Source organism: Catenulispora sp. MAP12-49 (assembly GCF_041262705.1).
In the GTDB taxonomy this organism is placed as follows: domain Bacteria; phylum Actinomycetota; class Actinomycetes; order Streptomycetales; family Catenulisporaceae; genus Catenulispora.
The window spans coordinates 40808-51648 of sequence record NZ_JBGCCP010000054.1; the positions used below are offsets into that span (position 1 = coordinate 40808).

Sequence of the window (10841 nt, forward strand, 5' to 3'; positions counted from 1 at the left end):
AAGCTTCTTGACATCGAGTGATCTTCTGCGTCACACTCCAGGAGGACCTGCAGGGCTGACGCTAGGGGTGGGACATGGGGTGGCGCAGGAGCCAATCAGGGAGCGGTGGCATCGGAGCCGGCGGCACGGGGCGCCGGACCGGTGCGTCCGCGGCCGCCGGAACGGCTCCGAAGCGCACCGGGACCATCGCGCAGCTGCGTAACCCACCTGGCGGACACGACGCCCGCCTGATGCTCGCGGCGCTGTTCCTGGACCGGGTCGGCAACGGCGTCTGGTCCTCGGCGCTGGTGCTCTACCTCACCGTCGTGGCCCACCTGAGCGCGGGTCAGATCGGCGCACTGCTGGGCGTGGCCGGGCTCGTGGGCATCGCCGGACCACCGATCGTGGGCCAGCTGGCCGAGCGCCACCCGGTGCGCACGATCCTGGTGGCCTGCCACCTGATCAGGGTGCTGACGCTGTGCGCGGTGCCGCTGTGCCACGGTTTCGTGGCGCTGCTGGCGGTCACGACGGCGACCACGCTGTGCGACCGCGGCTCGAAGACGATGGAGATCGTGTTCGCCGGCCAGGCCGCCGGGGACCGGCGCACGACGTACCGCGCGCTGTCGCGGGTGGTGATGAACGCGGCGTACGCGCTGGGCGCGGGGCTCTCGGCGATCGCCGTGGCCCTGGGGACGACGCGGGTGTACGAGATCGTCGTGGTGCTCGACGGGTTGTCGTACCTGGCGATCGCGGCCATCGTGATACGGACGAGCAAGCGGGCGCCGGTGCGCGCGACCGCGGGCACGAAGACGGCGAAGGCGCGCGGCCGCAATCCCTGGCGCGATCCGGGCTACCTGCTGTTCGTCGTGCTGGACGTCTTCCTGAACCTGGACGACACGATCCTGACGGTCGGCATCCCGCTGTGGGCCGTGACCCGCACCGACGCGCCGCACGCGGTGATCCCGGCCGTCATGGTGATCAACACCCTGATGTGCGTCTTCCTGCAGATGCCGGTCACGGCCCGGGTGGCCGGCGCCCGGTCCGCGGCGCGGGCGGCGTGCTGGTACGGCGTGGGGCTGCTCGCCGGCTGCGCGCTGATCGCGGCCAGCGGCCACGGCGGCGCCACGGTCGAGGCGGTGACGCTGCTGGCCGCGGCGGTGGTCCTGACCGGCGCCGAACTGGTGCGCTCGCTGGTGTCGTGGGAGCTGGCGGTGTCGCTGGCGCCGGCCGACGCTCAGGCCTCGTACCTGGGCGTCGCCGGGATGGCGCAGGCGGTCGAGCGCTCCGGAGGGCCGGTGGTGCTCTCGACGGCCGTCCTGGCGGCGGGCCCGGTCGGCTGGCTCGGTCTCGGTACGGTGGTGACGGGGCTGGGCGTCGTACAGCGGGTGGCGAGCCTGCGGCGGCTGGACCGCGATCAGCCCGCGGCCCTCCAGTCGGTCTCCAGCATGGCCATCACGTAGGCGTCGAACCACTCGCCGTCCCAGAACAGCGCCTCGCGCTTGGTTCCTTCGAGCACGAAGCCGGCCTTCTCGTACACATGCCGGGCGCGCGGGTTGAACGGGTACACGTCGAGCTCGACGCGGTGGATCCCGACCGTCTCGAACGCGTGCCGCAGCACCAGGCGCGTGGCCTCGGTGCCGTAGCCGCGCCCGAAGGCGCGCGGGCCGACCAGCGAGATCCGGAAACCGCAGGAGCGGTTGTCGACGCTCAGGTCGTTCAGCACCACCTCGCCGACGTAGGTCCCGGTGGCGTTCTCGACGATGGCCAGGTCCAGGCGGTCGTCGTGCTCGCCGCGGGTGGCGTACCACCGCCGCGCCACCTCGGGGTCGGGTTCGGCGCGGGTGGCGGTCAGCCGGGAGCTCTCCGGATCGGCCAGCAGTTCCAGCAGACCCGGGGCGTCCTCGACGCTCACCGGGCGCAGAGTGACCAGGTCGCCGGGCAGGATCGGCTTCTCAGCGAACGGAAGAGTCATGATCGCGATCCTGGCAGCACGAAGCCGCGACGGCCGCCGATTTTTCGCGGCGGCAGCCGCGGCCTCATAGCCAGGCGAACCAGCGTGTATCAGTAGCTGTAGAAGCCCTTGCCCGACTTGCGACCGAGGTCACCGGCCGTGACCATGCGGTTCAGCAGCTCCGGCGGGCTGAACTTCTCGTCCTGGGTCTCGGTGTAGATGTTCCGCGTCGCGTTGCGCAGGATGTCCACGCCGGTCAGGTCGGTGGTCGCCAGCGGGCCCATGGCGTGGCCGAAGCCCAGCTTGCAGGCCAGGTCGATGTCCTCGGCGGTGGCCACGCCCGACTCGTAGAGCTTGACCGCCTCGACCACCAGCGCGGCGATCAGGCGGGTGGTGACGAAGCCGGCGACGTCGCGGTTCACCACGATGCAGGTCTTGCCGACCTCCTCGGCGAAGGCGCGGGCCTTGGCCAGCGTCTCGTCGGAGGTCTTGTAGCCGCGGACCAGCTCGCACAGCTGCATCATCGGGACCGGGGAGAAGAAGTGGGTGCCGACCACGTCCTGCGGACGGGAGGTGACCGCCGCGATCTGGGTGATCGGGATCGCCGAGGTGTTGGTGGCCAGGACCGCGCCGGGCTTGGCCAGCTTGTCCAGCTCGCGGAAGATCTCCTGCTTGACCTCGACGTTCTCGAACACCGCCTCGACGATCACGTCCGCGTCGGCGACCGCCTCGGCCAGCTCGGTGGTCGCGGTGATGCGGCCCATCGCGGCCTCGACCTCCTCGGCGGTGTAGCGGCCCTTGGAAGCGAACTTCTCCAGCGAGGCGCGGATGCCGTCGACGCCGCGCTTGAGGGCCGCGTCGGTCACGTCGCGGATCGCCACCTCGTACCCGGCGGCCGCGGCCACCTGCGCGATCCCCGAACCCATCAGACCGGCGCCGATGACGGCCAGCTTCTTCGACACTGCGCTACCTCATGCTTCACAAGGGGTGATTTGCTTGGACGTCCAAAAAGATAACTCGGACGCGGCCGCACCCGGCGTGGGCGGGGGCGTAATGCTCATCACGGGCAGGGCTCATCACGGGTAGGGGTCGGGGTCCGGCTCCCGCTCGATCTGCGCGCCCAGCGAGCGCAGCTGCGTCACCAGGCCCTGATACCCGCGGTCGATGTGCCGGACGTCGGACACCGTGGTGTGGCCGTCGGCGACCAGCCCGGCCAGCACCAGCCCGGCCCCGGCCCGGATGTCGGTGGCCCGCACCGGGGCCCCGGACAGCCGCTCGACGCCGCGCACGATCGCGTGGTGGCCCTCGGTGCGCACCGAGGCGCCCAGGCGCGCCAGCTCCTGCAGGAACACGAAGCGCGCGTCGAACAGGTTCTCGGTGACCATCGAGGTGCCCTCGGCGATCGAGTTCATCGCGGCGAACAGCGGCTGCAGGTCGGTGGCGAAGCCCGGGTAGGGCAGCGTGATGATGTCCACGGCCTTGGGGCGCCGGTCCATGCTCACCCGGAAGCCGGTCTCGTCCGGCAGCACCGTCGCGCCGGCCAAAGTCAGCTTGTCCAGCGCGATCTCCAGGTGCGCGGCGTTGCCGCCGTCGATCCGCACGTCGCCGCGGGTCATGGTGGCCGCGACCGCGAACATGCCGGCCACGATCCGGTCGGCGACCACCTGGTGCGGCGAGGGCGCCGGACTCAGGGTGTCCACACCCTCGATGACCAGCGTGGAGCTGCCCGCCCCGTCGATCTTGGCACCCATCGAGGCCAGCAGCGCGCAGATGTCGACGATCTCCGGCTCGCGCGCGGCGTTGTCGATGACCGTGGTCCCCTTGGCCAGCACCGCGGCCATCAGGATGTTCTCGGTGGCCCCCACGCTCGGGAAGTCCAGCAGGATGCTGGACCCGGTCAGGCCCCCGGGCGCCGAGGCGACCAGGAAGCCGTGCTCCTGGGAGATGTCCGCGCCGAGCCGCTCCAGGCCGTCGATGTGCATGTCCAGACCGCGCGAGCCGATGGCGTCACCGCCGGGGTAGGACACCTTGGCCTCGCCCTGCCGCGCCAGCAGCGGCCCCAGCACGCAGATCGACGCCCGCAGCCGGCGCACCAGGTCGTAGTCGGCCTCGGTACCCGGATCGGCCGGCACGTCGATGACGATGGCCGACCCCTTCTGCGGCCCGTCCTCCCGCTCCGGCCCGGGCTCCCAGTCCAGGCGGACATCACAGCCCAGCCGGCGCAGCAGCTCGGCCATCAGCTCGACGTCCAGGATGCGCGGGACGCCCCGCAGCTCGGTCCGGCCCTCGGCCAGCAGCGCGACCGCCATCAGCTTCAGCGCGCTGTTCTTGGCGCCGCACACGGCGATCTCGCCCGCCAGGCGGGCCCCTCCGGCAACTTTGAAACGCTCCACGACCGGCCATCCTGGCACACTCCGCTACCGCCTCCGGGTGACCGGCAGGCAACCTGCGGCTTTCGATTCGCGTCTTCGTAGTCGCCATGGACACCTGGGACAACGCGCGGCCTGACCGTGATGAGCCGATCGGCGCCTCCTCGGCGATCTCCGAGGGGAGGTCGGCGGGGGCTGGGCGGGGGGCTGGGACGGAGGCTGGGCCGCAGACCGGGCGGGAGACCGGGCCGCAGGCCGAGCTGGAGGCCGGGCCGCATGCCGGGCGGGAGGCCGGGCGGGAGGCCGGGCGGGAGGCCGGGCGGGAGGCCGGGCCGCAGACCGGGCCGCGGACCGAGCCGGATCTACGCCGGGCGCTGAACCTGATCGCCGACCACTACTCCTCGGCGCCCCAGGGCGACCTGTTCCCTGAGGTGATGGCCCGGGCCACGCGCATCCGTCGGCGCCGCCGCGCGATGCGTGCGGGCGCCGCGACCGCGGTGCTGGTCGTGGCGGCGGTGCTCGGGCCGTCGGTCGCCTCGCAGTTGGGGATGCACGGCGGCGCCGCCTCGGCCGCGCCGCCGCCGTCCGCGATCGTGGACCTGACCAGCGCCTATCCAGTGCCGGCGGCGGCGCAGGGGGACGACGCGGTAGCGACGCCGACGCAGCCAGCGAACGCGCTGACGTGGCCGAGCCGGGGGGCGGCGGTGCCGGCGCAGGCGGTGGATGTCGCGAAGTCGTACTTGCTGGACCATGTCGAGCACGCTTCGGCAGCGGTGCCCACGGCACCCGCCACGCCGACGACGCCCACGACGACCGCGACGGTCACGACGCTGTGGGCGCAGGTTGATGAGGACACCACCGTGGCGACACCCACGGCGGCACCGACCGCGGCACCGACCGGGCACGGTGTGCCGTCGAAGGCGCCGTCGAAGGCCGTGTCGCAGAAGGCGCACAAGACCTGGCTGTACGTCATGCAGGGCTGGACGAACGGGCCCGACGGCACGCCGTCCTCGGCCCAGCTCCTGGTCGGCGACTACACGCAGACCGAGACGCAGGCCGGCAAGGCGTCCAGCATGTCGGTGTACGCGACGCCGGTGACGTTCACCCACGCCCGGCCCGGCTCGTCCGACGACGCCGACGACACGCAGCAGATCGCGGAGCTGTCGGTGTGGCTGCCGCAGAGCAACCGGCTGGTGGTCCTCGGCACGCCGCAGACCGAGACGGTGCTGTACGCGAAGACCGGCGGCGACCTGATCCCGGAGAAGACCGATGACGGCGTCGCGGTGTTCCCCCGCACCAGGCAGCTGGTGAAGGGGCGGTACGCGGACGCGATTCAGGTACGCGACGCGAAGAACGTCGCACTGACGCCGCCGAGGGCTTGGAGCGCCGCGGACTTCGCGCTGGACGGGGCGATGAGCTTGTGGAGCAGCGGGAGCGGGGAGTGGGGGACGGTGCCGGCGCGGGCTGGCGGCGGGGGTGCGGGTGCGGCGCGGCCTAGTCCGGATTCGACGACGGGGCCTGGCGTGGGGGTGTCGGGGGCGGGGTCCGGGTCGGTGTCAGGGTCGGCAGGGTCGGGGCCGGCAGGGTCGGCTTCGGGGTCGGCTTCGGGGGCGCGGCCCAAGCCGACGGTCGTCTCGACTCCGAGTGGTGGCAGCGCGAGCGGTGGCAGCGCGTCTACGGGGCCGTCCAGCGCCGTCCCCTGATTCCGGGGCAGCCCCGGCAGGCAGCAGTGGTGCTGCGGGGCTCTCAAGCTCCTTCTGAGGGCGCGGCAGGCGCCTACTGAGGGCGGTCCGGCAGGCGCGCCTACCGCTCCGAACCCCGCAGCCGCCTCGGCGGCAGGGGGGTACCGCCCTAGCGCTCGCCCCCCGGCACCCACAGGACGTCGCCGTCGCCGCCGTGCGAGTCGGTGTTCGCCACCCGAGCCAGGATGAATAGCAGGTCCGACAGCCGGTTCAGGTACTTGACCGCCAGCGGGTTCACCGCGTCGCCGTACTCCTCGACCGCGGCCCAGGCACTGCGCTCGGCACGCCGCACCACGGTGCGCGCGACGTGCAGCTGCGCGGCGACCACGGTGCCGCCGTTGAGGATGAAGGAGCGCAGCTTGGTGAGCGTCTCGTTCCACTCGTCGCAGGCCGCCTCGAGGCGCTCGACGTACTCCGGCTCGATGCGCAGCGGCGGGTACTCGGGGTTCTCGGCCGGCGGCGTGCTCAAGTCGGCGCCGAGGTCGAAGAGCTCGTTCTGGACACGCAGCAGCAGGGTCCTGATCCCGTCGTGCATCATGCCGAGGTCGTTCTTCGCGAAGGCCACGGCCAGGCCGATCGCCGCGTTGGCCTCGTCGACATCGGCATACGCGGCCAGCCGCGCGTCGGTCTTGCGCACCCGGCTCAGGTCGCCGAGAGCGGTCGTGCCGTCGTCGCCGGTGCGGGTGTAGATGCGGGTCAGGTTCACCATGGGGGACACGGTAGTGGCTGGGTACGGCCGGTGCATGGTGGTGGGGTGGGGATTGTGGGCGGTGTCACCTGGGGTGGGACGGCTGGGGCGGCGGCGGTTTTGTGGGAGCGGCTTTCGGGGGCGGCTGCGGTCGGGGTTGGGCTTCAAGAGCTTTTTACGGCTTCGCGCACGGTTTGCGGAATCCGCTGGTGGCGCGGTTCGGTGGAGCGACGCGAGCAGCGCTGGCGGCCGGCGGTCATGGCTGGGCAAGGGTGCGCGCCGGTCCAAGTCACTGCGCACGCGTTTGGTCTGGCGGGCGTCTGCCGCGTTTGGTGGGTGCCTAAGATCAAAGGCAGGTGCCTCCGGCGGGCGCTCTACAGCGGGGGGGCGCCCCCTGCGGACCTCCTGCAACCGGCGGCCCGCGACTGTTCGGCTTTGTCTTCGTGCGTGGGCGCGTTGCGTTGTTCGGTGGCGGTGCTGCTTGTGGTCGCCAGTGTTCCGGGTCCCCCGAACACAACCCCCTCTGTGGGGTGCGTGCCGCACTCCGGCTGCGCGGCGCGCGGGTCGCCGCTCAGCTCACCCGCGAGATGTCCCAGCCGGGGGGTGCCGCCTCCACCCAGGTCAGGAAGGCCATCATCGACTCCGTCGACATCGCCAGCTCCACTACGCGGCCGGCGGCTGAGCACTCCAGGACTGCCCAGCCGGGGAGCAGGGTGCGGGTTTCCTCGCCGGCGGCGTCGCGGCGGGCCACGACGTCGAACCCCCGGCGAGCCAGGCTCGTGCGGGGGCGCGGGGAGTAGCTGAAGACGCGGTAGAGGTCCACCGTCTGGTCGCCGTAGCGGCCGACGGCGAAGGACCAGCCGGAGGCGTCGCCGGGGGTGGGGAGGGGGCCGAAGCGGACTGCGCAGTCGAAGGCTCCGCCGCCGCGGCGGATCAGGTGGCGGCGCATCGGGATGAATGCCACCGACAGACAGAGCACCACAAAGCAGACGGCCAGGACCTCGACAGCGCTGAGCATTTACGAAAGCTCCTCACCGTCGGGTCCTGGCCGCATCTACGTGTACCTCAGGGCCCTCAGTGTCCTGCGCCCACGGAGGCGTCGCCGGATACGCGCAGCTGCGCCTCGGCGAAGCGGAGGTCCGCTTGGGCCTGGTCGCGGGCTGCGGTGTCCTCGCCGGCTGCGTCCTCGGCCGCGCGGGCCGAGGCTGCCAGGTCCTTGGCCGCCGCCAGGTCGATCTCGGACGGGAGCAGGACGCTCTCGGCCAGGATCGACACGTCGTCGCGGGCGACCGACAGGAAGCCACCGGAGACGACGGCCTCCATGGTGCCCTCGTCGGTGCCGCGGACGGTCACCACCGAGGGCGCGAGGATGGACAGGATGGGCTGGTGGCCCGGCAGCACGCCGGTGTCGCCCTCGGTGGTGCGGGCGATGACCATCTCGGCCGTCCCCTGCCACACCTTGCGGTCGGCCGCCACCAGGGAGACGTTCAACCGGCGGGCGCCGGCGTGCGACTCGCTCATGCCCGCTCCAGCTCCTTGGCCTTCTTCTCCAGGTCCTCGATGCCGCCGCACATGAAGAACGCCTGCTCCGGCACGTGGTCGTACTTGCCGTCGGCGATCGCGGTGAAGGCCGCGATGGTCTCGTCCAGCGGGACGAAGGAGCCGTCGATGCCGGTGAAGATCTTCGCCACGAAGGTGTTCTGCGACAGGAAGCGCTCGATGCGCCGCGCGCGCTGCACGGTGATCTTGTCTTCCTCGGAGAGCTCGTCGATGCCGAGGATCGCGATGATGTCCTGCAGGTCCTTGTACTTCTGCAGGATCGCCTTGATCCGGGTCGCGCACTCGTAGTGGTCCCGCGAGATGTACCGCGGGTCCAGGATGCGCGAGGTGGAGTCCAGCGGGTCCACCGCGGGGTAGATGCCCTTCTGGGTGATCGGACGGCTGAGCACCGTCGTCGCGTCCAGGTGGGTGAAGGTGGTGTGCGGGGCCGGGTCGGTGATGTCGTCCGCGGGGACGTAGATCGCCTGGACCGAGGTGATCGAGTGGCCCTTGGTCGAGGTGATGCGCTCCTGGAGCTGCCCCATCTCGTCGGCCAGCGTCGGCTGGTAGCCCACCGCGGAGGGCATGCGGCCGAGCAGCGTCGACACCTCGGAACCGGCCTGGGTGAACCGGAAGATGTTGTCGATGAACAGCAGCACGTCCTGCTTCTGCACGTCGCGGAAGTACTCCGCCATCGTCAGGGCGGACAGGGCCACGCGCAGACGGGTGCCCGGGGGCTCGTCCATCTGGCCGTAGACCAGCGCGGTCTTCTCGATGACGTTGGTCTCGGTCATCTCCGCGATCAGGTCGTTGCCCTCACGGGTGCGCTCGCCGACACCGGCGAACACCGACACACCGCCGAAGTTCGCGGCGACGCGGTAGATCAGCTCCTGGATCAGCACGGTCTTGCCGACGCCGGCGCCGCCGAACAGGCCGATCTTGCCGCCGTTCACGTACGGCGTCAGCAGGTCGACGACCTTGATGCCGGTGGTGAACATCTCGGTCTTGGAGTCCAGCTGGTCGAACGAGGGCGCCTTGCGGTGGATGCCCCAGCGCTCCTCGGCGTGGAACTCCTCGCCCTCCTTGAGGTTCAGCACCTCGCCGGTCACGTCGAAGACGTGGCCCAGGGTCGCGTTGCCGACCGGCACCGAGATCGGGCCGCCGGTGTTCACCACCTCGGCGCCGCGGACCAGGCCGTCGGTCGGCTTCAGCGCGATGGCGCGGACCATGCCGTCACCGATGTGCTGAGCGACCTCGAGGGTCAGGGTGCGGGTCTCACCGAGGAACGGGTAGTCGATGGTGAGGGCGTTGAGCAGGTCGGGCATGCCGTCGACGGGGAACTCCACGTCGACGACCGGGCCGATGATGCGCGCGACGCGGCCGACGGCCTTCGTCGCGGTCTCTGTGGTCGCAGTCATTTCAGTCACTTCCCACATTCGCGTCGGCCAGCGCGTTGGCGCCGCCCACGATTTCGCTGATTTCCTGGGTGATGTCGGCCTGCCGGGCCGCGTTCGCCAGCCGGGTGAGGTTGTCGATCAGGTCCGAGGCGTTGTCGGTCGCGGACTTCATCGCGCGGCGCCGGGCGGCGTGCTCGGAGGCGGCCGACTGGAGCATGGCGTTGTAGATGCGCGCGCGCACGTAGTGCGGCAGCAGCGCGTCCAGCACCCGCTCCGGGGACGGCTCGAACTCGTACAGCGGGAAGACCCCGCCGGCCGGGGGCTCGGTGGTCTCCTCGTACGCCAGCGGCAGGATCCGGACCGTGGTCGGCTGCTGCGAGAGCATCGAGATGAACCGGGTCGAGACCAGGTGGATCTCGTCTATCCCGTCCTCGGCCAGGAACGCCTCGATCACCTCGTCGGCGACCGTGCGGGCGTCCGTGTACGCCGGGTTGTCGGAGAACCCGACCCACGTGCCGGCCATCGGCCGCTCGCGGAAGGAGTTGTACGACACGCCCTTGCGGCCCACCACGTAGCGGACCGGCTCCTTGCCCTGCTCGCGCAGCAGCTGCATCAGCTGCTCGGCTTCCCTCAGGACGTTGGAGTTGTAGCCGCCGCAGAACCCGCGGTCGCTGGTGACCACGAGCACGGCGGCCTTGGGCCGGGTGCCGGCCTGCGGCTCGCGCTCGGTGGTCAGAGCGTGCGAGGCGTTGGAGCGCGAGGCGACCGCCGAGACGGCGCGCGTGATCTCCTCCGCGTACGGCGTGGAGGCGGCGACCTTCTGCTGCGCCTTCACGATCCGGGCGGTGGCGATCAGTTCCTGGGCCCGGGTGATCTGCTTGGTCGCCTTCACCGAGGCGATCCGGCGCCGGTATACCCGGAGCTGGCCTGCCATATCAGTTCACCCCTTCCCACGCTCGAGAGCTGGTGTTGTCGTAGGCCACCGCGATCAGGCCTTGTGCTTGGTGATCGTGGCCTGGCCGACGTTGTCCTGGTCCATCGCCTCGGCCTTGTCCTGGTCCGCCAGCAGCGTGCCGTCGCCCAGCTCGAAGCCGCGCTTGAACTGCGCGACCGCGTCCTTGAACGCCGAGACGGTGTCGTCGGAGAGCTGGCCGGTCTCCCGGATGGAGCCCAGGA

10 protein-coding genes and 1 pseudogene are annotated in these 10841 nt (G+C 71.3%); 1 reads left to right on the plus strand and 10 read right to left on the minus strand.

What is annotated here, in order from left to right:
* Positions 1 to 74 precede the first annotated feature (74 nt).
* The gene (locus ABIA35_RS46125) at positions 75 to 1439 is read left to right on the plus strand and encodes an MFS transporter (RefSeq protein WP_370362240.1); all 1365 of its coding nucleotides are present in this window, start codon (positions 75 to 77) and stop codon (positions 1437 to 1439) included.
* Here ABIA35_RS46125 and ABIA35_RS46130 read toward each other — a convergent pair.
* The 10 genes and pseudogenes from ABIA35_RS46130 to ABIA35_RS46175 all read right to left on the minus strand — a co-directional run.
* The gene (locus ABIA35_RS46130; protein WP_370362241.1) at positions 1394 to 1951 is read right to left on the minus strand and encodes a GNAT family N-acetyltransferase; all 558 of its coding nucleotides are present in this window, start codon (positions 1949 to 1951) and stop codon (positions 1394 to 1396) included. The genes ABIA35_RS46125 and ABIA35_RS46130 overlap by 46 nt on opposite strands.
* Positions 1952 to 2040: 89 nt before the next feature.
* Positions 2041 to 2892 (minus strand): 3-hydroxyacyl-CoA dehydrogenase family protein, encoded by an 852-nt coding sequence (locus tag ABIA35_RS46135; RefSeq protein ID WP_370342580.1) that lies wholly within the window; start codon positions 2890 to 2892, stop codon positions 2041 to 2043.
* A gap of 114 nt (positions 2893 to 3006) precedes the next feature.
* Positions 3007 to 4323: a UDP-N-acetylglucosamine 1-carboxyvinyltransferase gene (gene murA, locus ABIA35_RS46140; protein ID WP_370342582.1), complete on the minus strand. Its 1317-nt coding sequence runs from the start codon at positions 4321 to 4323 to the stop codon at positions 3007 to 3009.
* A gap of 370 nt (positions 4324 to 4693) precedes the next feature.
* The gene (locus ABIA35_RS46145) at positions 4694 to 4906 is read right to left on the minus strand and encodes an MYXO-CTERM sorting domain-containing protein (protein WP_370362242.1); all 213 of its coding nucleotides are present in this window, start codon (positions 4904 to 4906) and stop codon (positions 4694 to 4696) included.
* Between the two features lie 1244 nt (positions 4907 to 6150).
* Positions 6151 to 6750, minus strand: a complete 600-nt coding sequence (locus ABIA35_RS46150; protein WP_370342585.1) for a cob(I)yrinic acid a,c-diamide adenosyltransferase — start codon at positions 6748 to 6750, stop codon at positions 6151 to 6153.
* Between the two features lie 550 nt (positions 6751 to 7300).
* Positions 7301 to 7747 (minus strand): DUF2550 domain-containing protein, encoded by a 447-nt coding sequence (locus ABIA35_RS46155; protein ID WP_370342586.1) that lies wholly within the window; start codon positions 7745 to 7747, stop codon positions 7301 to 7303.
* A 56-nt stretch (positions 7748 to 7803) separates the two neighbouring features.
* Entirely contained in the window at positions 7804 to 8250 is a 447-nt protein-coding gene (locus tag ABIA35_RS46160) for a F0F1 ATP synthase subunit epsilon (RefSeq protein WP_370342587.1), read from the minus strand.
* On the minus strand, positions 8247 to 9686 hold the full coding sequence (gene atpD / locus ABIA35_RS46165; RefSeq protein WP_370342588.1) for a F0F1 ATP synthase subunit beta: 1440 nt from the start codon (positions 9684 to 9686) through the stop codon (positions 8247 to 8249). Before atpD ends, ABIA35_RS46160 begins: the two co-directional genes overlap by 4 nt.
* Before the next feature lies 1 nt (position 9687).
* A complete protein-coding gene (locus ABIA35_RS46170) occupies positions 9688 to 10599 on the minus strand; it encodes a F0F1 ATP synthase subunit gamma (protein ID WP_370342589.1) in 912 nt (303 codons plus the stop codon).
* Positions 10600 to 10653: 54 nt separating this feature from the next.
* A pseudogene (locus tag ABIA35_RS46175) lies at positions 10654 to 10841 on the minus strand (F0F1 ATP synthase subunit alpha); the annotation flags it as partial.